The sequence below is a fragment of the Lactobacillus sp. Sy-1 genome, assembly GCF_019303535.1.
Lineage (GTDB): Bacteria > Bacillota > Bacilli > Lactobacillales > Lactobacillaceae > Nicoliella.
Map to the genome: position 1 here is coordinate 965,258 of NZ_JACCIU010000001.1, position 25,165 is coordinate 990,422.

Here is a 25,165-nt window from a genome sequence, read left to right on the forward strand (position 1 = left end):
ATGGCACATACTTATTTATTAGAAGTTGGATTAGAAGAAATGCCTGCTCACGTTGTTACACCTAGCATCAAGCAGTTAGTAAAACGGGCCAGTGCTTTTTTGAAAGAACAACGAATTACGTTTGATCAAATCAAACCATTTTCTACCCCCAGACGACTAACCTTACAAATTAGTGGTTTAGCAGATAAGCAGACCGATATTGATGAATCAGTAAAGGGGCCTGCCAAGAAAATTGCTCAAGATGCTGATGGAAATTGGACCAAGGCTGCAATCGGATTTTCAAAGGGGCAGGGTGCTAATCCAGATGACATCGAGTTCAAGACGGTGAAGGGAACTGAGTATGTATATATCGAAAAACATATTGCTGGAAAACCAGTGGCAGAAGTACTTCCTGAAATCAAAGATGTTATCACTAGTATGACCTTCCCAACTAGAATGAAGTGGAACGTTTATCATCTTGAATACATTCGGCCCATTCGTTGGCTAGTTTCCGTTTTAGACAGTGAAGTGGTGCCATTTTCCATCTTAGACGTTGATGCTGGACGGACTAGCCGTGGTCACCGTTTCTTAGGCCATGATGTTGAAATCAAAAACGCTACTGATTACGAAGCTGACCTGGAAAAGGAATTTGTAATCGTTGATGCTGATAAGCGAAAGGATAACATTAAATCCCAAATCGCTAAACTAGCTGCTGATAAGGATTGGGACGTAAAGGTAAGCCCTTCTTTACTAGAAGAAGTTAATAACTTAGTGGAATGGCCAACGGTGTTTGCTGGGAACTTCGCCAAGAAGTACCTTTCAATTCCTGCTGAGGTACTAATCACTTCGATGCGTGATAATCAACGGTTCTTCTACGTTGTAAACCAATCAGGGGAACTATTGCCCCACTTTGTTGCGGTTAGAAATGGGAACGACTATGATATTCAAAACGTGATTAGTGGAAATGAAAAGGTGCTTACCGCTCGTTTGGAAGATGCAATGTTCTTCTACAATGAAGATCAAAAGCACTCAATTGATTTCTTTGTGAACCGTTTGAAGAAGGTCAGTTTCCATGATAAAATTTCCACCGTTTATGAAAAAATGGAACGGGTCCAAATTATTGTGGAACAAATTGCTAAGCAGGTGGGCTTAACCGCAGAACAAACTGCTGATGCTAAGCGGGCGGCTCAAATTTACAAGTTTGACTTAGTTACTGAAATGGTCGGCGAATTTTCTGAATTACAAGGGGTAATGGGTGAAAAGTACGCCCTATTGAAGGGTGAAAAACCGGCCGTTGCAACTGCAATTAGAGAACACTATCTACCAGCTTCTTCTAATGGGGCGCTACCAGAAACTGCTGTTGGGGCAGCATTAGCGCTAGCTGATAAGTTCGATAGCATTATGACGTTCTTTGCCGCAGGCATGGTTCCATCTGGGTCCAATGATCCATACGCATTGAGAAGACAGGCAATTGGAATTGTTAGAATTTTAAATGAATACGGTTGGTCACTACCACTTGCTGATACAATGGAAAGTTTCATCATTGATGAACAAAGAGCGGATAAGGCGCCTGATTTAGATCAAAATGCTCAGATCAATGCGGTAATTGATTTTATTAAGGACCGGGTCGTAAATGTCCTTCAAGACGAATCCGTGCGGCATGATATTATCGATGCAACCGTAAACGCTACTAATAACGATGTCTTGTACATGCTAGATAGTGCAAAGGTATTATCAGAAAAAGCCCATGGTGATCATTTTAAGGCCATCGTTGAAGCGTTAGGACGGGTGGTTAAGATTTCCGTTAAAGCTGACTTTGCAGACGAAGATCTTCAAATCGATCCATTCCTATTCACTAACGATTCAGAAAAAGCATTGTACGATGTTGTTAATAACATTAAAGATCATTTTGTTAGTGAAAAACCATTAACTGCATATGAACAACTTGCCGGGTTAGCAGCACCAATTGATGACTACTTCGACCAAACCATGGTTATGGACAAGGATGAAGCAGTTAAAAATAACCACTTAAAGCAAATGGTATTAATCTCCAACCTAATTAACTGGTTCAGTGCCATTGATCAACTAATTGTAAAATAAAAATCAATTTGCTTTTGATTTAAAAATGAATATGATACTATATTAATAAGTGTTTATTGTATCGGATTAAAAGTCGCATCTTATGTATTCAAGGTGCGACTTTTAAGAATTAGATTGATTTTTAATGGGGTGTTGAAATGGCAAGAATCCCAGAAGCAGTAATTGAAGACGTTAGAAATAGCGTTAATATTACGGACGTGGTCAGTCAATATGTTCAACTTAAGAAGGCTGGTAAAAATCTATTTGGTCGGTGTCCGTTTCACGAAGAACGGACACCTTCATTTTCAGTGTCTGAAGATAAACAGATTTTTCATTGCTTTAGTTGTGGTCGGGGGGGAAATGTTTTTAAGTTTCTGACCGAAATTAAGAACATTTCATTTCCAGAAGCGGTTATGGAAGTTGCTAGAATGCAAAACATTGAGATTCCAGATCAGTATACTCAGTCACTTAGTAACCAGAGTCAACATCAAGACCAGACCCAGAGCCAGTTGATTTCAATTTATGATCAGGTTGCCCGGCTATATCATCATATTTTGGTTAACACTAAGTTAGGGGAACCATCCCTGAAGTATTTACATTCGCGTGGATTAAGTGATGAAACCATCAATGAATTTCAATTAGGCTTTGCACCACAGGAAAATCTGTTACAGCCGTTTTTAAAGCAAAAACAGATTGACCAGCAGTTGCTTTTGCAGTCCGGATTGTTTATTGAAAATGATCAAGGGGCGCTTTCTGATCGATTTTTCAACCGGGTGATGTATCCCATTCGTAACCAATCAGGAAAGACAATTGCTTTTTCCGGAAGGGTGTTGGATAAGGCGGCTAGTCAAGCTAAGTATTTGAACAGTCCTGAGACCAAGATCTTTAGTAAGCGGGATGTTTTGTTTAATTTGGATAAAGCTAAGGCTGCCGTTCGAATGACTAAGGACGTGATTCTTTTTGAAGGTTTTATGGATGTAATTTCCGCCTTTCAAGCTGGGGTTAAAAATGGAATTGCTTCGATGGGAACTAGTTTTACCAACCAACAAATTCACCAAATTGAACGAATGACTGATCAACTCTACGTTTGTTATGATGGGGATGAGCCGGGACAAAAAGCAATTAATCGGGCAATCGATGCGTTGTCTCAGTCACGGTTAAAATTGGGCGTGATTCAAATGCCTGCGGGAGTCGATCCAGACGAATACCGCAAGCAAAACGGTGATGAACAATTCCAAAACTTAGTCCAGTCAGCCCGAGAAAGTCCGGTTACGTTTAAGTTACGGTTTTTAAAGTTACACCGGAACTTAAAGCGCGATGAAGATCGGGTAGCGTATTTGAACGATGCGTTGGCTGCAATTGCTAAAATTGATACTCCGGTTGGACGTGATGTTTACGTGAATCAGTTGGTGGAACAGTTCAATGTTGATAAGCAAGCGTTATTGGATCAACTTAGTGCAATCATAGCCACTCAGAATCGCCAAAGACGTGACTATCAGCAATACCACGAGCACAAGCAGATTGATGATTCACAGATTGCCTTGATTCAAGATCAGCCAACCACTCGTAAAATTACTAAAATTGAGAGTGCTGAACAGTTCTTGTTGTATCGAATGCTTCATAGTCATGATGTTTGGTTGCAAGTGACTAGCATTGATGGCTTTTGTTTTGCGACTGATGAATATCAAATGCTATACATGCTTGCTGAGGGTTATTTTAATACCCATGATCAATATGAGGTTGCTGATTTTGTTGACACAATTAAGGAGGAGCCACTTAAGCGCATCGTAATTGAGCTAGAGGATTTACCAGTTTCTGAGCAAAGTTATGATGGTGAAATTGATGATTATGTTAATATAATTATGAATGAAGCGCCGCTTGAAAATCGAATTAAAGCTAAGCAGGATCAATTGGCAGAGGCGACCAGAACTGGGAATTTAAAAGAGCAAATTAAGGTTGGAATGGAATTGATTGAACTTCAACAACTTAAGCAAAAACAAGCTGATAAGAATCAATCTTAAATGGGGGGCTTTTAAATGGCTGACAAAAAAACAGAAGAATACAAAGAATCATTAAAATCATTAGTTAAAAAGTATAAAAAAGTGGGTCACATTACCTACGACGAATTAAATGATACGATTATCGTGCCATTTAAGTTAACTGAATCAGCTTCTAACAAATTACTAAGTAAAATTGAAGATGTCGGAATCAGTGTCGTTGATAAGAATGGGGATCCAGACCCAAGAGCCTTAAAGGCAGCTAATGACGTTACTAAAAAAGAATTAAATAACAGTGCATCTGCACCTACCGGGGTTAAAATTAATGATCCGGTTAGAATGTACCTAAAGGAAATTGGTCGGGTTCCGCTTTTAAAGGGCGAACAGGAAATTGAACTTGCTAAGCGAATTGAAAATGGTGATGAGGAAGCCAAGCAAGAGTTAGCAGAAGCTAACTTACGACTAGTGGTTTCAATTGCTAAGCGCTACGTTGGTCGTGGAATGCAGTTTCTAGACTTGATTCAAGAAGGAAACATGGGGCTAATGAAAGCCGTTGAAAAGTTTGATTATCGGAAGGGATTCAAATTCTCGACCTATGCAACTTGGTGGATTAGACAGGCAATTACGCGTGCGATTGCTGATCAAGCTCGGACGATTCGGATTCCAGTGCACATGGTTGAAACGATTAATAAGTTAATTCGGATTCAAAGACAACTCCTTCAAGACCTTGGTAGAGAACCAACGCCAGAAGAAATTGGTGCTGAAATGGACATGCCAACTTCAAAGGTTCGTGGAATCTTAAAGATTTCTCAAGAACCAGTTTCGCTTGAAACGCCAATTGGGGAAGAGGATGATTCCCATCTTGGTGACTTTATTAAGGACCAAGATGCAACTAGTCCAGCTGATCACGCTGCCTATGAACTACTAAAGGAACAGCTAGAAGGGGTCTTAGATACCCTTACTGATCGGGAAGAAAACGTCTTACGACTAAGATTTGGGCTTGACGATGGTCGTACTAGAACCCTAGAAGAAGTTGGTAAGGTTTTTGGGGTTACTAGAGAACGGATTAGACAAATTGAAGCAAAGGCGTTAAGAAAGTTACGCCACCCATCAAGAAGTAAGCAACTAAAAGACTTCCTATAGTTTAATTACGTAAAAGAAGAACGCGTTGTTCTTCTTTTTTTATTTTGCTATAATTAGTATAAAATTTATGATTTTGTACTATTAGATTTTACACTAATGATTTTGATTAATAATAAATCGCTTTCAATTTTATCCTTGGAAATATTGTTTTAATAGATTAAACGTTATACTATGAAATAAATAATAAATTTTATATTAATGTTAAATGATTTTTTGATAATTTAGATAATGGAGATATTAATGAACAATAAAATAAAAATTAACTACCGGATGTATAAATCGAAAAAACGGTGGGTCTTTACAGCAATTACTACTGGAATTGTTGCAATTGGATTTCAGGTTTCGGGACATCATTCGGCTCATGCTGATAGTCTTGCAACTACTAGCCATGCGACTAGTCAGTCTGGAGAAGATAGTAGTGGAGTTGAATCTGACAATAATAATTTGTCTGTGAGCTCCTCAGGTAGCAACGTTGACACTGTTAATTCAACTATTTCCGCTTCCCCAAGCGTTATAAGCACATCGAGTGATAGTAAAATTGATGATGGATCAGCTACGGGTAGCAGCACAACCAGTAGTACGGCTTCGAATGCTGATGTGACCGATAATTCTAGTTCATCTAGTGCGACTTCAGATAGTAGTGTTACCAGCAGTGCTAGTACAACTAGTAGTGCTGCTTCGGATACCAGTGTGACCAATGGTTCCAGTTCATCCAGTGCTGCTTTAGATGCTAGTGCTACCAATGATTCTAATTCAGTCAGTACTAATCCCAGTAGCGCTAGCGATTTAGCTCTTGAAAATCGGTTAGCTGATGATTCAGGGTCGCTTTCATTTTCAGATTCAGTAGTTTCTAATGCGGTTAGTACAGCCCTTAATGGAAGTGTTGCCACCATGGATAACGTTAGTGGGATTACTTCATTGTCAATCAGCGCGGGTGCTAATGGCTCCATTAGTACGTTAAGTGATTTGGCAAACTTAAGCGGGTTGCAGCAGCTGACCATTAGTGGTTTTGACTTATCTAAGGTAAGTGACCTCACACCGATTTTTAAACTAACCAATTTAACTTCGTTAGCGTTAACCAATGATAATATCCAAAGTAATCAACTGACATTTTTAAAGGATTCAGGAACACAGTATGTGCCCAATCTAACTACTTTGAATTTGAGTGGCAATAATATTTCGGATTTAAGTGTAATTACTAACTGGAATTTAGCAAAGTTAGCTAGTCTTGATTTAAGCTACAATAACATTGTGGATGTTAATCCGTTTGAAAATATTACGATGCCCAATTTATGGAACATTAATCTAGATCATAATGAGATTACTGACATTTCAATTCTTAAAAGGGTTGTTAATTCATGGACAGAGAATTCAAACAATCAGTGGGTAGCAAACACACCGAAGTTCCCGAATATTTCTAATTGGAAAACTGATAATACTGGTAGTAATGGGGTTAACTATCGAATTTCCATTAATTATAATCAGATTTCTGATTTTTCTGGGATGGCAGGAACGGTTATTACTAATTTATACCATGCTAATAATCAAAACTTTACTAAGACGATTACTTTAATCAAGCCAACTGACAACCAGCAAACTACCTACGTCGTTCCTAATAGTTACATTAGTTTGGATGCCCAAACTGATGGCGCACCATTTGATGCAACTTATATTGGGGATGCAGATGATAGTCAGACTGATCCTAGTAATCGAAAGAATGCTTACTTTGCTTTTGGTAAATTAAGTGATGATCAATTAACTAACTATACTAAGCCGAGTGATGGGTTAACTGTTAATTCATATACAGTTGAAAATCCGGAATCTAAAATTGATAAGAGCAATTATTACCCTGAACAATACTTGGAAGATGCAGGGTTCTACCCAGCAGTTAAAACGTATGCTTTCACTGCTAGTGCTGATAATCTTCCCAAAACGGTTAGCTATCAATTTCAACTTTATATCGGGGTTTATAATAATCTTTATAGCTTCATTGGATTTAATAATAGTACGTTTACCTACGATATTAATTGGATTGATGCAAGCAGCCTTAGTTCATTCCCCAATCCTGTAGAAGCTCAATCTAGCAGTGCTGCTAGTACAGCCGCCAATCAAGCTAGTTCAGCAACCAATGTGGTTAGTTCTAATTATGCTAGCGCTCAGGGACAGTCAGATGCAATTGCCAGCTTGGCAGTTCAACACAGTGGGAACTCGACGATGAATTCGCTAGTTAGTGAAGCAACTTTAATTGAATCAACGATGACTTCATTGAATCAGGCTGCTTCAGATGCTAATAGTACGGCTGCAAGTGCCTACTTAGCTGCAGTTAGCGCAATCAATAAACTAAGTTCGGATAATCAAGCGGCAGTTTCTAATCATAATTCATTTAGTAACGCCATTAGTACCGCCGCTAATAGTTACAACGTGAGCGATAATAAGTCATTATCTTCATATTATGAAACGTTATCCAGTGCAACTAGCTTTTCAGCTGCCGCTGATAGTGCGCATCAAGCAGCATTATCAGATAGTACAGCAGTTGATTATTACACTTCAATTGCTCAGAGTGCGGCTAGCTTAGCTATTAGCTATATCCAACCAATGTCAATCGCAGGTGCTCAATTAGATTCAATTGCTTCGGCAGCTAGTTCGCTAACTTCCAGTGCTGCTGATAGTAATTCGGTTCCAGGATCTAGTTCTGACTCTAATTCAAGTGGCAGTTCTAGTTCAAGCTCGGCATCAAGTACTAGTTCTTCAAGTGCTAGTAATAGTGTTACGCCATCATCTAGTTCAACGAGCAGCAGTTCTAGCAATGCTAGTTCATCATCAAGTACTAGTTCTTCCAGTGCTAGCAGCAATGTTACACCAGCATCTAGTTCAACGAGTAGCAGTTCTAGCAATGCTAGTTCATCATCAAGCACTAGTTCTTCAAGTGCTAGCAATAGTGTTACGCCTTCGGCTAGTTCAACGAGTAGCAGTTCTAGCAGTGCTAGTTCATCATCAAGTACTAGTTCTTCAAGCGCTAGCAATAGTGTTACGCCTTCGGCTAGTTCAACGAGTAGTAGTTCTAGCAATGCTAGTTCATCATCAAGCACTAGTTCCTCGAGTGATAGCGTTACTTCTACTGCGGTAGCTAGTTCTTCAAGTGCAGGAAGTAGTTCGAATGATGGGAATCATGCTAATGAAGTGTCAATTTTAGCGAATAAGGGGAATAGTGATAATTCGGCTGGTTTGCATGAATCTGTTTTATCGCATTCTGCGGCAGCAACTTCACTTAAATCCAGTTCAGCAGTTATTAACCATGTTGATAATGGCAAAAACCATCAATTTAAAGCTAGTCATCGATTGCCTCAAACTAGCGAAAAACAAACGCGTCTTTTTGAATTGGGTGCAATTATGATTGCATTATCTGGAATTATGTTTGGCATTTACAAGCGTAAGAATAGAAAAAATAAATAATAGCAATAAGGTGCCTGATAGTTATTAGATACAGTCTAATGATTATGAGGTGCTTTTTTATGAACTAAATTATCGCCTTCAAAATAATTATAAAACGATGGATAAGACTAGTATTAATGGTTATTTAGCGCTTATGGCATGAGTCTAGCAGGTCTTTACGGCAAATCAAATTTAAAAATGATATTAGATTGGAATTCATTTTTGTTCTTCTTTTTTGGGTTTGCTATAATTTAAGGGGTATAAATAAACTTTAGCGGAGGAAACACCTTGGACGGAAATAATTTATCACAACGGTTAAAGACCGTTGCTAAGTATGTAAAAAACAATCGCCGGGTCGCAGATATTGGCTCTGATCACGGGTACCTACCAATCTACCTAGTAAGCGTTGAAAAGGCATCGTTTGCGATTGCTGGTGAAGTGGCAATGGGCCCTTTGAGCAATGCAGAACATGAAATTAAACTAGCGGGGCTATCCAATCAAATCATGCCTAGATTGGCTGATGGATTGGCGGCTATCAAACCAACCGATGAAATTGATACAATTACAATTGCTGGGATGGGCGGAGCCTTAATTGCTAAAATCTTGGAACAGGGGAAGGCAAAATTAGCCCATTTTCCGGAGCTCATCTTACAACCCAACGTGGATGAAGAGGATGTCCGGCGTTGGTTAGTGGATAATCATTACCAGATTATGCATGAAGAGATCTTAAAGGAAGATCAACATATCTATGAGGTGATTGATGCGGTAAAGGCTGACCAGCCGGTTCACTATTCAGCAGTTGAACTACGGTTTGGTCCATTTTTGATCAATAACCAAAATGCGGCTTTCGTTGAAAAGTGGAACGATAAAATCACCAGATTGCAGTCAGCGCTTCACCAGATGCAATCAGCAAAGGTCCCACCAGTAGCACGAATGCAACGATTAAATGCTGAAATTGAACAAATTCAGGGGGTTTTAAAAAATGCGCGGAATTGATTTAGTAGAGCGTTTTGAAAAGTTTGCACCAAAACAAATTGCAGTCGAACATGACCCAATTGGACTTCAGATTGGGGACTTAAACCGGCCCGTCCATCGGGTAATGACAACCTTGGACGTGCGTCCTGAAGTGGTAGTAGAGGCGATTGATAACCACGTTGATTTTATCTTTGCACACCATCCGGTAATGTTTAGACCGGCAAAGAACCTGGATTTGACGATTCCACAAAACGAAATGTATGCGCAAATCATTAAGCATGATATTACGGTGTATGCGGCACACACCAATTTAGACGATGCAGATGGTGGAATGAATGACTGGTTAGCGGATGCAGTTGGGATTCAAAATCCAGTGGGGCTAGTTGATTTGGGCACCACTGAAAATCCATTTAGCATGGGTCGAATTGGTGACTTAAGTGCACCGACTACCGTAATGGAGCTGGCTGAAAAGTGTAAGCAAATTTTTGATATTGATGGGTTACGGTTGGTTTCTAATCAACCTGACCAAGTTGTTCAACGGGTTGCCATCTTAGGGGGTGACGGTGGGAAGTTCTTTCCTGTTGCCCAGACTAAGGGCGCCCAGGTGTACATCACTGGAGATGTCTACTACCATACCGGTCACGATATGCTATCGGCTGGATTAAACGTAATTGATCCAGGCCACAATATTGAAAAGATTTGCATTCCTAAACTAGCGAAGTTATTCAACGCTTGGGCGACCGAAAATGACTGGTCAATTGAAGTGCTAGAATCAAAAGTAAATACCGATCCATATACGTTTATTTAATATTAGGAGGAATCATTATGGCATCAAATAAGTATGCATCACTGGTACCACGATTTTTAAAATACGTTCAATTTAATACCCGGTCTGATGAGAAAGCTACGACTTCACCATCGACCACCAATCAGGTTGATTTCTTGAACCAACTAAAGGCCGAATTAACAAAGATTGGATTGAGCAACGTTCGTACTAACGACCAGAGTAGTTATGTCTTTGCAACGTTACCATCGAATGTAGAGCACCCGACCACTAAGGTTGGGTTTATTTCACACGTTGATACGGCGGATTTTAATTCTGAAAATATCCGGCCCCAAATTATTGAAGATTACGATGGAAAGTCGGTTATCAAGTTAGATCCTAAGGGTGAATACACTTTGGACCCGAAGGTGTTTAGTAGCTTAAAGAAGTACGCCGGGCAAACGTTAATTACAACCGACGGCTCTACGCTACTAGGGGCTGATGATAAGTCCGGAGTCAGTGAAATTATTACCGCAATGGAATTTTTGATTGCCCATCCTGAAGTTAAGCACGGTGAAATCGAAGTGGGTTTTGGTCCGGACGAAGAAATTGGAACCGGTGCTGACCACTTTGACGTTGCTGACTTTGGAGCTGATATTGCTTATACCGTCGACGGTGGTCAATTAGGAGATTTGCAGTACGAAACCTTTAATGCGGCATCTGGCGTGGTCAAAATTTCTGGAACCGACGTCCATCCGGGATCCGCAAAGGGCGTAATGGTGAACGCACTACAACTCGGAATCGAGTTCAACAATGCTTTACCAGCCCACGACCGGCCCGAATTAACTGACGGTCGGGAAGGCTTCTTCTTCCTCCAAAAAATGGATGGAACCCCAGACTCAGCAACGTTAGATTACATCATTAGAGATCATGATCATGAAAAATTTGAACAACGTAAGCAGTTGTTTGAACAAATCGCTGCTAAAATTAACGAGCGTTTCGATACCCCACGGATAACGGCAGTCGTTAAGGACCAGTACTATAACATGGCCGACGTATTGAAGAAGGATATGACGGCAGTGGATATTGCCAAGCAAGCAATGAATAATCAGGGGGTCAAACCATTAATTTTCCCAGTGCGGGGGGGAACTGACGGCTCCAAGATTTCATTCATGGGGCTGCCGACCCCGAACCTATTTGCGGGTGGCGAAAACATGCACGGTCGATTTGAATATATTTCAGAACAGACAATGGATAAGGCTGTTGACGTGATTATTGAAATTGCCCAACTGGTTACTAAATAATAGTTGGTCAAGGTTGGTCAAAATATTTCAAATTTAAAAATAATTTTGATATGATACTTATGAACCCGTAAGGCGGGTTCATAAGTATTTTTATTTCAGACAGAAACGAGTGATATTTTGAATCCAGATAATTTAACTGATGCCGTGTCACAAGCATTGGCACAGGCACAAAAAATTACCGTTACCAGAAAACAACAACAAATTGGGATTCCCCAATTATTTAAATTTTTAATTCAACCCGGCGAATTAGGCCGGCAAATCTATGCTGACCTAGGGTTGGATGTTAAAAAACTAGAACAAGAAATTGACACTGAAATTGATCAAATTGCCACTGTCGAAGGCGATGTTCAATATGGCCAGGGGGTCAGCAGTGAACTATACGACCTCTTGCAAAAAGCAGATCAAGTTAAAACTGAGTTGGGGGATGACTACGTAGCGATTGATACGCTTACGATTGCGTTAATGCAATTAAATGGCGAAAAGCTATCCGATTACCTCAAACAACAAGGCATTACGGAACAAAATGTTAAAAACGAAGTGGATAAAATTCGTGGGGGTGAAAAAGTGACATCGAAGGACCAAGAAGATAATTTCCAAGCATTAAAGAAGTACGGAGTTGACTTGGTTGCCGAAGCCAGAGCTGGAAAGCTAGGCCCAATTATTGGGCGGGATGGTGAAATCTTAGACGTAATTAGAATTCTTTCTAGAATGACCAAGAATAACCCAATTTTAATTGGGGACCCAGGGGTCGGAAAAACAGCAATCGTGGAAGGTTTAGCAAAGCGAATTGCGGTTAATGACGTTCCTGAAAACTTAAAGAATAAGACCGTGTTTGAATTGGACATGAGTTCCCTGATTGCTGGTGCTAAGTACCGGGGGCAGTTCGAAGAACGGCTTAAGGCGGTCTTGAAAGAAGTTAAGAAGTCCGAAGGCCAAATCATCATGTTCATTGATGAAATTCATAACATCGTGGGGGCCGGTAAATCAGAGGGCAGCATGGATGCTGGAAACATCTTAAAGCCAATGTTAGCCCGGGGGGAACTCCACTTGATTGGGGCAACGACCCTAGATGAATATCGTCAATACATGGAAAAGGATAAGGCCCTAGAACGGCGTTTCCAACGGGTATTAGTTAAGGAACCTAGCGTGGCGGACACGATTACGATTCTGCGGGGCATTAAGGAACGCCTTGAAATTCACCATGGGGTTAGAATTCACGATAATGCGTTAGTAGCTGCTGCAAAGTTATCAGACCGCTACATTACCGACCGGTTCTTGCCTGACAAGGCGATTGACTTGGTGGATGAAGCTTCATCCACGATTGAAGTTGAAATGAACTCCAGTCCAACTGAATTGGACCAATCCAACCGGCAATTAATGCGTGAAGAAGTTGAACTAGCGGCCCTTAAGAATGAAACCGACGAGGCTTCTAAAAAGCGCCTAGCCGAGTTAAAGCCCCAAATTGAGAACACCCGTGAAAAAGTTAATGGCTTAAATGCCCGGTGGCAACGTGAAAAGGACTCCATTAACAAACTAGGGGAAAAGAAGCGTCAGTTAGACCAAGCTAAGAATGAACTAAAGCAAGCGGAAAGTAACTACGATTATAACAAGAGTGCCGAATTAAAGAATGGTACGATTCCTAAGCTAGAAGCTGAATTAAAGCAAATGGAATCAGAAGACCATTCCAAAGATTGGTTGGTCGAAGAATCAGTTACCAGTAACGAAATTGCGGATGTTTTGAGTCGGCAAACTGGAATTCCAGTGAACAAATTAGTGCAGGGAGAACGAGAAAAGTTATTACACCTGGCTGATAACCTTCACAAACGGGTCATTGGTCAAGACGCTGCTGTCGATGCAGTTGCCGATGCGGTCATTCGTTCTAGAGCGGGATTACAGGATCCTAGTAAGCCGCTAGGTTCATTCTTGTTCCTAGGCCCCACCGGAGTTGGGAAAACCGAATTAGCAAAGGCGTTAGCGGAAGACCTTTTTGATTCCGAAGATCACATGGTCAGAATTGACATGTCTGAATACATGGAAAAGGAATCCGTTTCTAGATTAGTGGGAGCGGCTCCCGGGTATGTAGGATATGAAGAAGGGGGTCAACTGACCGAAGCGGTTAGAAGAAACCCCTACACGATCGTTTTATTCGATGAAATTGAAAAGGCCCATCCAGACGTTTTCAACATCCTCTTACAGGTCTTAGATGATGGTCGGCTTACCGATAGTCAAGGCCGGACGGTTGATTTTAAGAACACAATTTTGATTATGACCTCTAATTTAGGGTCTGACATCCTATTGAACGGTACCGATGAAAACGGCAAGATCAGTAGTGATGCTAAACAACAGGTTCAACAATTATTGAAGAGTCGCTTTAGACCAGAATTCTTGAACCGAATTGATGCTGAAATTATGTTCACGCCATTATCACTCGCGGACGTTGAACAAATCGTGGTTAAGATTGTTAACGGACTATCCAAACGATTAGCAGAACAATCAATTCAACTCTCGATTACCGAATCTGCTAAGCGATGGATTGCAAAGCAGGGTTACGAACCACAATATGGGGCTCGCCCATTACAAAGATTTATTACGAATCAGGTTGAAACCCCACTTGCTAAGCAAATTATTGGAAATCAAATTAAACCCCACAGTCGGGTTCAAATTGACTTAGCTAATGATCAGTTGCGATTTACCACCACTGCAGAACAATAATAAAATAAAAGCTGCTGGCCAATTTGACCAGCAGCTTTTATTTTATTAAATTTGTTTATCTGATAGTAAATTAATTCCATTGACTGCAATTAAAGCAACTATAGCGGCAACGACTCCTACGCCAACGTAGTTAACAGTAACGCTTGATAATGCGGAATTAATGTATCCGAGGACATCCCCAAAAATGAATGCCCAGAAAATAACAGTAAGATTTGCAATTACAGTACGCATATTTTCCACCTCGCATTAACTAGAATTTTATCACAAATCGATAAAAAAACAATTTAAAACTAGTGATAATTGTTGAAATTTTGGTGACTGCCAATTAATATGGTTGAAGAGAAAGGATGTTTGCCATGGGATTTGCACCACTCCAAATAATTAGTAGTTACAGTTTATTACAGAGTACTATTTCCATCCGGGAACTTGTTCAAACGGCTCAAAAGCGGGGTTATCAGCAGTTATCGTTGACTGATAATAATGTAATGTACGGAGCGGTCGAATTTTATAATGCCTGTCGAACGGCTGGTGTTAAACCCATCATTGGGATGACCATTTCGATGGCGGGGGTTTTGAACCCGTTGGTTGACTTTCCGATGGTTTTATTAGCCAAGGATCAAGTTGGTTACCATCACCTAATGCGGATTGCAACTGCTAAGCAAACCTTAGGGACTGATGAACGGCTAAGCATTGATCAAATTCAGCCGTGGTTAAAAAATTTATTCGTTATTTTGCCCACGAATGGCGAATTGCGGCCGTTACTACCTGATGACTTAACGACGGCTGCCGAGTACATGAAATTACTATTAAAGTATGTGGACGCAGCTGATTTAAAAATCGCGGTGTCACCTGGCTTTGACCAATCAACACTCGCTGCATTTCGGACCCTTAGTGATAATCATGCCCTTACTTTAGTGGGAGTCGATCCAGTTGAATACATTGACTCGGAGGACTACTTTGCAAATCAGGTGCTGAGTTCAATTGAAGGGAGCAAGCAGCTTAACTTTTCGGAAGCAAAGCGCAACCAGCTGGGGCGGAATTGGTTAAAGCCATTGGAAATGGTGGAAAGAGAATATCAGCGAAAGGGTTTGATTGCTTCCATGTTGGCAAGTGGCGATATTGCAGACCAGTGTAACGTTGAAATTAAGAAACATCCGACCCAGTTACCTGAATATCAGACGCCAGATGGGCAAACATCAGCGGAATACTTGACCCAACTTTGTTCAGCGGGATTGACGCAGCGCTTGGAGCAAAATCACATCCCTGAAGATGCTGTTGAGCGCTACCAAAATCGGTTGCAGTCCGAACTAAAAGTAATCGTGAACATGGGGTTTGCTGATTACTTTTTGATTGTTTGGGATGTGATCAACCACGCCCATTCGGTCGGGATTACAACCGGGCCTGGCCGGGGCTCTGCGGCCGGTTCACTCGTTGCCTACGTTCTGGCAATCACAGACGTGGACCCGATTGCATACGACCTTTTGTTCGAACGGTTCTTGAATGAGGAACGGGCGCAAATGCCTGATATTGACCTTGATATTCCAGATAACCGGCGGGATGAGGTCTTACAATACGTTCATGATAAATATGGCCATGACCGAGTCGCCCAAATTATTACCTTTGATACGTTGGGAGCTAAGCAGGCCCTCCGTGATATTAACCGGACCTTTGGGGTCAATAACGAACGGGCGAACCAGTGGAGTAAGGCTATTCCGGATGGGCTCAACGTTTCACTATCAGCTGCCTACGATCAATCGCCGGGGCTCCGGAACATTGTTAATACGGATTCGTTAAGTAAGTTGATTTATGAGACCGCTTTAAAGTTAGAAGGACTGCCCCGTCATTTTTCAACTCATGCTGCTGGAATCATCCTAAGTAACCAACCCCTGGTGAATATGACGCCCCTGCAAAATGGGAAGGATCATTTATTAATGACCCAGTATTCGAAAAACTATGCTGAAGAAGTTGGGCTGTTGAAGATTGATTTCTTGGGATTACGGAACCTTTCGTTGCTGGCGGCCATTATTGATGGGGTTCATAAAACGGTTGATCCAGATTTTAACATCCATCAAATTAACATTAACGATCCTAAAACCTTGCAAATGTTTCAACGGGGGGACACCAACGGAATTTTCCAGTTCGAGTCTAATGGAATCAAGGCCGTCTTACGCCGCGTTCATCCAGATGATTTTAATCTGGTGGCCGTCGTTGATGCGCTCTATCGTCCCGGTCCAATGCAAAACATTGATGAATTTATTGCCCGCAAGAACGGCCAACAAAAGGTCTCATATCCTGATGCAGCCCTAGCACCAATTCTTGCGCCCACTTATGGCATTATTGTCTACCAAGAACAGGTAATGCAGGTAGCTTCAGTAATGGGGGGCTTCACACTTGGCCAATCAGACGTTTTACGGCGGGCAATGAGTAAGAAAAAGCAGTCCGTAATGGATTCAATGCGGGTAAAGTTTATTGCCGGGGCTAAGCAGAAGGGATTTTCACCCCAGGTGGCAACGACGACTTTTGATTATATTGACCGCTTCGCTAGTTATGGGTTTAACAAGTCCCATGCGGTTGCCTATAGCAAGATGGCGTTTCAATTAGCGTATTTAAAAACCCACTATCCCCGCCAGTTTTTCGTTGCAATTTTTAATGCTGAACTAGGGAATCGTGAGAAGATGCGGACGTTCCTATTGGAAGCCAAGCGGCGTGGAATTAAGGTGTTAGCCCCAGATGTGAATAAGAGTCTACGCCAATTTACACTCCAAGATCAGACCCTGGTCTTTGGGTTAGCTGCAATTCGGGGAGTCCGCAGCGACTTAATTACCGATCTGTTAGCTAATCGCAAGCAATCCGGTCCCTTTAAGAGCTTGGAAAACCTGTTATTGAGAATTGATGCAAAGTTCAGAAAGGTCGAAGTGATTACCCCCCTTATTTACTCTGGCGCACTGGATTGCTTCGGATTTCACCGTTCGGAGCTGATTGCTTCGCTGCCAGAATTTTTAGAGTCAATTAACCTTAGTGGTGGTTCAATTGAGTTGTTAAAATCTTTGCAACCCAAGATGAAGTATCAAGATGAGTTTGAATTGAGCACGCTACTTGAAAATGAGCAACAATCGCTCGGGGTGTATCTTTCTAGTTATCCGACCGAACAATTTGATGACGTTATTGGTGCTTTTAACGCCCGCAGTGTTGACGAAATGGCAGGATTAATTAATCAGCAAGTCAATATGGTGGTCTACATTAATCGGATTAAGTCCATTCGGACCAAGAAGGGCGACCAAATGGCGTTCGTGGATGGAAGCGATCCAATTGGGGACGTGGATATCGTCGTGTTCCCTAACGTCTACAAACGGATTCAGCCGCTCTTGCAGACGAAACGGGTATTAATGATTAGTGGAAAGGTTGAACAACGCGGTGCTAATAAAATTCAATTAGTGGCTAACCAGATTCAAGCGGCAGCCAACCTGCAAAACGGGTTACGGGCCCAACCTAAGTTAGTGGGAATCTGCTTTTTAAAGTTGACGGCGGCTAATAGTGATCAAAATCAGCTCAACCAACTCAATCAATTGATCCAATCTCACCCAGGGGGTTACCGGGTACTGTTATACTGGGCTGAACGTGATACTAAACAACTTTTGAATCGGCAGAGTGCCATTAGTGATGCCCCTGCAGTCCGTGCGACCCTTGCAAAATTATTGGGGGCTCAAAACGTGGTCTATCAAAAACGTTAAAAATAATCAAAGGCCGATAAAAAACAATGTTAAAAGCAGACATTAACCATTAAAAGTGATACAATTACTTTGTAATCCAATATGTGGAAATTAGTTCGCTAGTTTTTAATTAGTTGATTAATTTGCGCAAAATCAAAGGAGAGAGTTTAACTTATGAAGAAGACTAAAATCGTAAGTACATTAGGTCCTGCTAGTACTGATCTAGATACCATTATTAAGTTAATGAAGGCTGGAGCTAACGTTTTCCGTTTTAACTTTTCACATGGTGACCATGAAGAACATCTTGGTCGGATGAACACTGTTCACGAAGCTGAAAAGCAAACTGGAAAGACAATGGGAATTATGCTTGACACTAAGGGTGCCGAAATTCGGACTACCGTTCAACAAGGTGGCAAGTTAGATTTCCATACTGGTGATCAATTTAGAATTTCAATGGATGCTTCTATTGAAGGAACTAAGGACAAGATTGCCGTTACTTACCCTGGTTTATTTGACGACGTTCACGAAGGTGGCCACGTCTTATTTGATGATGGAATCTTGGATGCTGTTGTTGATGAAAAGGATGCAGCTAATAAAGAATTAGTTGTAACTGCACAAAACAATGCCGTATTAGGTTCACGTAAGACTGTTGATGCACCTGGTGTATCAATCAACTTACCTGGTATTACTGACAAGGATACTAGTGACATTCGTTTTGGTTGTCAACACGGAATCAACTTCATCGCTGCTTCCTTCGTGCGTAAGCCAGAAGATGTTCTTGACATCCGTAAGTTACTCGAAGAAGAAAATATGGAAGACGTTCAAATCTTCCCTAAGATTGAATCACAAGAAGGTATCGACAACTTTGAAGATATCATGAAGGTTTCTGATGGTTTAATGATTGCCCGTGGTGACATGGCCGTTGAAATTCCATTCGAAAACGTTCCTTTGGTTCAAAAGCACTTAATTGACAGATGTAATGAAATGGGTAAGCCAGTTATCACTGCTACTCAAATGTTAGACTCAATGCAAGAAAACCCACGTCCATCACGGGCTGAAGTTTCTGACGTTGCTAACGCTGTTTGGGACGGTACTGACGCTACCATGCTTTCAGGTGAAAGTGCTAATGGTGACTACCCAGTTAAGTCTGTTCAAGCAATGAGCAAGATTGACGTTAAGGCTGAAAACGTATTTAACCTTTACGGTCGCAAGCGTCCTGACTTCAAGAACGGTGATGTTACTGAAGCATTAGGCCACAACGTTGCTCAAATGGTTAAGGACCTTGGAATCAAGACCGTTGTAACCACTACTTCAACTGGTTACACTGCTCGGATGATTTCAAAGTACCATCCAGATGCTAACATCCTTGCATTAACTTTCGACGACCGGACTCGTCGTGGTTTAACTGTTAACTGGGGTGTTCACCCAATCGTAGTTGAACAACCATCAAGTACTGATGCAATGTTTGACTTAGCAGCTAACAAGGCTGTTGAAACTGGTTTAGCTAAGGAAGGCGACTTGATCTTAATCACTGCTGGAGTTCCAGTTGGTGACCGTGGTACGACTAACTTAATGAAGGTTCAATTAATTGGATCCAAGTTAACTCAAGGTCAAGGTGTCGGTGACAAGACTGTTATTGGAAAGGCTTTTGTTGCTAACAATGCTGATGAAGCAAACAGCAAGGCTACTGATGGTGGTGTCTTAGTTGCTAAGAACACTAACAAGGATTACATGCCAGCAATTAACAAGGCTAGCGCAATCGTTGTTGAAAACGGTGGATTAACTTCACACGCCGCAGTTGTTGGAATTTCAATGGGAATTCCTGTAATTGTTGGTGCTGGTAACGCCACTGAAAAGATTTCTGACGGTGAATTAATTACTGTTGATGCTCGTCGGGGAATCGTTTACCATGGTGCTTCAAGCTCCATTTAATGATTAAATCATCTTAAATTAAAAGTCTGTTCTGGTTTTTGCCGGGACGGACTTTTTTAGTGGCTTCTTTTGACCATTAAGGCCAATAACGATTATAATTAAAGTGAAATGCTGAGTTAAAAAGTGTATAATTCATTAGATAACGTTAAAAAGTGAAGTGAGGATCATTATGGATCAAATTATTGGTAAGATTGCTGCAGGAAAAGTTACGGACGAAAATGATCATTTTTATTTTGTTCAAATTGAAGGCGCAACTTTCCAACTAGATAAAAAAGAAATTCAAAAACCACTTAAGTTAGGAAGTAATTTTAAGGGCTTTACCTACGAAAATGAAGCCCATAAAATGCAAATTACTAGAACCGCTCCAAAGACACAAATTGATCACTATGCCTTTGGTGAAGTGGTTGGTTTTAAACACGACTTAGGAATTTTTGTAAATATTGGATTACCTAATAAGGATGTTGCAGTTTCATTAGATGATTTACCAACGATTCGGTCGATTTGGCCTAGCGTTGGGGACCACTTAATGATTGCCCTCAAGGTGGATAAGAAGGGTCGGATTTGGGGTCAACTAGCCGATGAAGAAATTTTTAACGCAATTGCTAAGCCGGCCAATAATAAAATGATGAACAAGAACGTTCAAGCAACCGTTTATCGTGATAAATTAGCGGGAACAAAGGTAATTACTGATGATTACCACCTAGGCTTTGTCCACCCGAACGAACGGGAAGTGGAACCCAGACTAGGCCAACACGTTTCAGGACGGGTCATTGGGGTGCATCCCGATGGGACATTGAACCTTTCATTAAAACCCAGGGCCTACGAGGCCATTAGTGGAGATGCTGCCATGATATTTGCCGTTTTGAAGCACGATGAATCAGGACAGTTACCATACACCGATAAGAGCGATCCGAAGGACATTAAAAAGTTCTTTGGCATCAGTAAGGGGCAGTTTAAACGCGCCGTGGGAGCCCTCTTAAAACAACGGCTAGTAACTGAAGATGACCAGTTCTTAAAGCTGACTGAAAAGGGAATTAGTAAGGACGTGGAGTGATCAAATGGATCAATTAGTAAATGAATACGTTCGTTACATGTTAGTAGAACGCGGGTTAGCTAATAATAGCATTACTAGCTATAAACAAGATATTGTTGAATTCGTTGCGTTTTTAAAGCAGTTGGGGATTTCCGATTGGCAACGTGTTGATCAACAAGTGATTTTGCAATACATGGCTCAACTGAAGGCTGCTGGCAAGGCGAAGAGTTCAATTACCCGGTTTATCTCTGCAATGCGGGAGTTCTACCTGTTTTTAATGCAGTTTCACTATGTTGATACGAATCCAATGCTAAAAATTGACCTTCCCAAACCGGACCATCATTTACCAGCGGTGCTGACCGAACAAGAAATTAATCAGCTATTAATGCAACCAGATCCAACCACTAAGATTGGGTTGCGGGATCGGACCATCCTAGAGGTGATGTATGCCACTGGGCTGCGGGTTAGTGAGTTAATTGGTTTAAAGCTATCCGATTTGCACTTAGACATGCAGTTAATCCAAACGATTGGGAAGGGGGATAAGGAACGGATTATCCCGATTGGCACGGTTGCGATTGAATGGATTCAACGTTATTTACAGCTTAGTCGGCCCCGATTGCTGGGCAATCATCGTTCTAACCACCTATTTTTAAATGCCCGTGGTGGTGGGATGAGCCGCCAAAGTATCTGGCAAAAGATTAAGCATTACGTTGCCCAGACTGATATTCAGAAAAACGTTACCCCGCATACGCTGCGGCATTCATTTGCGACCCATATTTTGGAAAACGGGGCGGACTTGCGAATTATCCAGGAGCTATTAGGCCATTCGGATATTGCTACGACCCAGTTTTATACCCACATTTCGCACCGCCACCTAAGTGCGGTCTACGATAAATACCACCCTAGAAAGTAATTTAGTAAAGAGGATTTATTAAAATGTTATTGAAATACAAAGATGATTATCAAAAAATTGTTTACGATTTATTATCATTAACCCCCAATATGAATAAGATGGACCGAATTACCGAAGAAATGGACTGGTATGCTGATTCTGATACGCGTAATTTTTACCTGTGGAAGGATCAAAACGATAATTGGTCTGGATTATTAGGGGTGGAGGATAAGGAGCAAAACCTCTTGATTAGAAGGTTAGTGTTGGTTCCAGAATTATTTACAATGGATAATTGTTTTAAGATGTTAAACGAGTTAGAAAAGATTTATTTAGATAAAAAGATTGTTGGTTCACTAGAAACTGCCAAGGTCTGTGAAGCTTGGGAGCAATCTAAAGATGAGTGATCAAGGAGCTTTTGCAGTCCATGTTAATCAATTTGACGGGCCCTTAGAGTTGTTATTGCATCTGATCAAGCAGTCCAAAATGAGCATTTACGACATTCAAATTGAGGCGATTACGAAACAATACGTTGACTATTTAGATCAAATGAAGGCGCTCAATATCGACTTGGTGGGGGAGTACTTTGTAATGGCATCTAACTTAATGGCAATTAAGTCGAAGTTATTGTTACCAACCGTTGTCGATCCCGACGACGAAGACGTTGATCCCCGAAACGAATTGGTCAACCAACTAATCGTATACCAGGTGTATAAGCAACACGCGGGGGATTTAAAACGGCGCTACGTCGACCGTGCGAAACTCCATTCGCGAGCTGAATTGATTCCCAACTACGCAAACGGGCTAATTGACACCAGCGCCCCGTTGGACACGGAATTGCTGACCAATGCCTTTCAAAAAATCGTCCGTAACCGCCAGATTGAGTTTGATGATTCCGTTACGGTTAATGAGTGGCAGTATTCAGTAGCGGAACAAACGGAATGGTTACTGGACCGCCTCGACCATGCTAAGCAACTAGCGCTGAGCGACATTTTCAATCAGCAGGCTAATTTAGAGGCGTTGATCACGACCTTTCTAGCGCTTTTAGAAATGGTAAAGCAACACCAAGCGATGGTGCAAGAGACCAATTCTAACGGGGTGATTTTGAAACGGTTAGGTGATTATGATGAACAGTAATTTAGCCCGGGTCGAAGCCCTGATTTACGTTACCGGGGATACCGGGATCTCAGTTGAACAAATCAGTACGGTTTTAGATCTGACCACCAAAGAGGTTCAATCGTTGATTCAAGCCCTGATTTTTAAGTACCAAAGCGATGCTGAATCCGCGCTGCAAATCATTAGTTATGACCACCGCTATCAACTCACGACTAAACCGGCGTTAAATACGGATTTGAAGAAACTATATGCGAATGATGATCATAATGGGTTGACCCAGGCCAGTTTGGAAGGATTGACGATCATTGCTTATAACCAACCGGTAACTAGAATCGAAGTTGATGAAATTCGTGGGGTCAATAGTTCAGCTATCATTCAAAAGTTGGTGAAACAGGGGTTGGTTGAAAGTGCGGGGAAGAAAAACGTCCCAGGCAGTCCGGTTTTATACCAGACTACCGAATTATTTTTAAACCTGTTTGGCTTAAATAGCCTGACGGATTTACCACCGATGGATTTAGACACGGATAGTAAAGGAGACTAAAAATGGCAGAACGATTACAGAAGATAATGGCAAAGGCAGGGGTGGCATCCCGCCGGAAGTCTGAGGCCATCATTCAAGCGGGGCGGGTCAAAGTGAACGGCAAGGTCGTAACCGAACTGGGAACTAAGGTGAAAAGTAGCGATGAAGTTAAGGTCGATGAGGTCCCAATCAGTCGGGAACAACCCGTTTACTACTTGCTTTATAAGCCGCGCCAGGTGGTCTCAACGGTTAGTGACGATAAAAATCGGAAAACCGTGATGGACTACTTCCCAGAAATCAGTGAACGGATTTATCCGGTGGGACGGCTGGATTATGATACAGCCGGACTATTACTAATGACTAACGATGGGGATTTAGATAATCGATTAACCCACCCCAAGTATGAAATTAATAAGGTCTACGTTGCTAAGGTGACCGGGATGCCTACTAACGAGGGATTAAAACGTCTTCGTTTAGGAGTGGTGATTGATGGTAAGAAGACTGCTCCTGCTAAGACAAAGGTATTAGAAGCTGCTAATGGTTACCAGGTGAAAAACGCAGTCATTCAATTGACGATTCACGAAGGCCGGAACCATGAAGTTAAAAAAATGTTCGAAGCAATTGGCAACCCGGTTAAAAAATTAAGTCGGGTTCAATACGGCTTTTTGACGTTAGGGAATTTAAAACCTGGGGAGTACAGACCCCTAAAGAAGGTGGAAGTGGATCGCCTTCGTGAAATGACGGAAAAGTAATTTATTTGACTTTTCCGAATTAAATTATGTAAAATAGACATGTAAATAAATTTTTGGTTTATCTTCAGGGCAGGGTTCAATTCCCAACCGGCGGTATAGCCCGCTACCTATCTCTTGATAGTTGATTTGGTGAAATTCCAAGGCCGACAGTATAGTCTGGTATGAAGAAGATTGCTTTTTAAAGACCGTTTTTGGAAACGGTTCTTTTGGGATTTTTTAATCCAGTGAAGATGGCCTAACTAAGGGGCTTTTTTTTATGGAAACAAATAAGAAGAAATTTAGCGTTGTTCAGTTGGTCCAGATGTCATTGTTGGCGGCATTATCATACATCTTAATGTTTTTCCCGACGATTCCGATGTTTGCGTTCTTTAAGTTAGACTTTGGTGATATCCCAATTTTAATTGGGACATTATTATTTGGCCCTGCTGGTGGAGTTATCATTGCGGTAATTAAATCGCTCTTGTATTGGGTCACTGGTGGAGCTTCGATTGCCAGTTTAATTGGAATCATCGCTTCACTATCAGCATCGATCGTGATGTTATTTTCAATTGTTTGGACCCAAAGAGGATTTAAGAACCGCAGCCGGTTAACGGGTAGTATTGCCACGGTGGCGATTGAAACGATTAGCCTAGTGGTTGTTCTATCAGTGTTGAACTGGTTGGTAATCACGCCACTATATGCAAATTTAATCGGTTTTAAGATTCCGGACATGGCGAAGTACATCTTAATTCAAGTGATTCCGTTTAATTTGATTAAGGGGATTGTGATTGGGACGTTGTTCGTGTTGGTTCAGGGTCGCCTATCCAAATGGATCAGTTCACATAAATAA

General features: G+C 41.4%; 18 protein-coding genes and 1 riboswitch. Of the genes, 17 read left to right on the plus strand and 1 reads right to left on the minus strand.

Going from position 1 to position 25,165, the window contains the following annotated elements:
• From glyS to HZL42_RS04100, 8 genes are all read left to right on the plus strand, one after another.
• Complete coding sequence (gene glyS / locus HZL42_RS04065; protein WP_219054394.1) at positions 1 to 2,079, plus strand: glycine--tRNA ligase subunit beta; 2,079 nt, start codon at positions 1 to 3, stop codon at positions 2,077 to 2,079.
• A 137-nt stretch (positions 2,080 to 2,216) separates the two neighbouring features.
• On the plus strand, positions 2,217 to 4,079 hold the full coding sequence (dnaG, locus tag HZL42_RS04070; RefSeq protein ID WP_219054395.1) for a DNA primase: 1,863 nt from the start codon (positions 2,217 to 2,219) through the stop codon (positions 4,077 to 4,079).
• Positions 4,080 to 4,094: 15 nt separating this feature from the next.
• On the plus strand, positions 4,095 to 5,198 hold the full coding sequence (rpoD, locus tag HZL42_RS04075) for an RNA polymerase sigma factor RpoD (RefSeq protein ID WP_219054396.1): 1,104 nt from the start codon (positions 4,095 to 4,097) through the stop codon (positions 5,196 to 5,198).
• 240 nt (positions 5,199 to 5,438) lie between these two features.
• Positions 5,439 to 8,651: a KxYKxGKxW signal peptide domain-containing protein gene (locus tag HZL42_RS04080; protein WP_219054397.1), complete on the plus strand. Its 3,213-nt coding sequence runs from the start codon at positions 5,439 to 5,441 to the stop codon at positions 8,649 to 8,651.
• Between the two features lie 267 nt (positions 8,652 to 8,918).
• Positions 8,919 to 9,626 (plus strand): tRNA (adenine(22)-N(1))-methyltransferase TrmK, encoded by a 708-nt coding sequence (locus HZL42_RS04085; protein WP_219054398.1) that lies wholly within the window; start codon positions 8,919 to 8,921, stop codon positions 9,624 to 9,626.
• Entirely contained in the window at positions 9,613 to 10,413 is an 801-nt protein-coding gene (locus tag HZL42_RS04090) for a Nif3-like dinuclear metal center hexameric protein (protein WP_219054399.1), read from the plus strand. The genes HZL42_RS04085 and HZL42_RS04090 overlap by 14 nt, the downstream gene beginning before the upstream one ends.
• 17 nt (positions 10,414 to 10,430) lie before the next feature.
• A complete protein-coding gene (pepT, locus tag HZL42_RS04095; protein ID WP_219054400.1) occupies positions 10,431 to 11,672 on the plus strand; it encodes a peptidase T in 1,242 nt (413 codons plus the stop codon).
• A 117-nt stretch (positions 11,673 to 11,789) separates the two neighbouring features.
• Positions 11,790 to 14,384, plus strand: a complete 2,595-nt coding sequence (locus HZL42_RS04100; protein WP_219054401.1) for an ATP-dependent Clp protease ATP-binding subunit — start codon at positions 11,790 to 11,792, stop codon at positions 14,382 to 14,384.
• A gap of 45 nt (positions 14,385 to 14,429) precedes the next feature.
• On the opposite strand, the gene HZL42_RS04105 is transcribed toward HZL42_RS04100, so the two are convergent.
• Complete coding sequence (locus HZL42_RS04105; protein WP_219054402.1) at positions 14,430 to 14,615, minus strand: DUF2929 family protein; 186 nt, start codon at positions 14,613 to 14,615, stop codon at positions 14,430 to 14,432.
• A gap of 125 nt (positions 14,616 to 14,740) precedes the next feature.
• Here HZL42_RS04105 and dnaE point away from each other — a divergent pair, with 125 nt between their 5' ends.
• The 9 genes from dnaE (at position 14,741) to HZL42_RS04150 (ending at position 25,165) form a co-directional block, all read left to right on the plus strand.
• On the plus strand, positions 14,741 to 18,115 hold the full coding sequence (dnaE, locus tag HZL42_RS04110) for a DNA polymerase III subunit alpha (RefSeq protein WP_219054403.1): 3,375 nt from the start codon (positions 14,741 to 14,743) through the stop codon (positions 18,113 to 18,115).
• A 153-nt stretch (positions 18,116 to 18,268) separates the two neighbouring features.
• Positions 18,269 to 20,026: a pyruvate kinase gene (gene pyk, locus HZL42_RS04115; protein WP_219054404.1), complete on the plus strand. Its 1,758-nt coding sequence runs from the start codon at positions 18,269 to 18,271 to the stop codon at positions 20,024 to 20,026.
• A gap of 169 nt (positions 20,027 to 20,195) precedes the next feature.
• Positions 20,196 to 21,080, plus strand: coding sequence for a S1 RNA-binding domain-containing protein (locus HZL42_RS04120; protein WP_219054405.1), 885 nt, complete (start codon positions 20,196 to 20,198; stop codon positions 21,078 to 21,080).
• Between the two features lie 4 nt (positions 21,081 to 21,084).
• Positions 21,085 to 21,972 carry a site-specific tyrosine recombinase XerD gene (gene xerD / locus HZL42_RS04125; RefSeq protein ID WP_219054406.1) on the plus strand — a complete coding sequence of 296 codons (888 nt, stop codon included), beginning with the start codon at positions 21,085 to 21,087 and terminating at the stop codon, positions 21,970 to 21,972.
• A 29-nt stretch (positions 21,973 to 22,001) separates the two neighbouring features.
• The gene (locus HZL42_RS04130) at positions 22,002 to 22,355 is read left to right on the plus strand and encodes a reductase (RefSeq protein WP_219054407.1); all 354 of its coding nucleotides are present in this window, start codon (positions 22,002 to 22,004) and stop codon (positions 22,353 to 22,355) included.
• Entirely contained in the window at positions 22,348 to 23,085 is a 738-nt protein-coding gene (locus HZL42_RS04135; protein ID WP_219054408.1) for a ScpA family protein, read from the plus strand. Before HZL42_RS04130 ends, HZL42_RS04135 begins: the two co-directional genes overlap by 8 nt.
• Positions 23,075 to 23,605, plus strand: coding sequence for an SMC-Scp complex subunit ScpB (scpB, locus tag HZL42_RS04140; protein ID WP_219054409.1), 531 nt, complete (start codon positions 23,075 to 23,077; stop codon positions 23,603 to 23,605). The genes HZL42_RS04135 and scpB overlap by 11 nt, the downstream gene beginning before the upstream one ends.
• A gap of 2 nt (positions 23,606 to 23,607) precedes the next feature.
• Positions 23,608 to 24,336, plus strand: a complete 729-nt coding sequence (locus tag HZL42_RS04145; protein ID WP_219054410.1) for a pseudouridine synthase — start codon at positions 23,608 to 23,610, stop codon at positions 24,334 to 24,336.
• 56 nt (positions 24,337 to 24,392) lie between these two features.
• A riboswitch (FMN riboswitch) is annotated at positions 24,393 to 24,512 on the plus strand.
• A gap of 80 nt (positions 24,513 to 24,592) precedes the next feature.
• Positions 24,593 to 25,165 (plus strand): ECF transporter S component, encoded by a 573-nt coding sequence (locus HZL42_RS04150; protein WP_219054411.1) that lies wholly within the window; start codon positions 24,593 to 24,595, stop codon positions 25,163 to 25,165.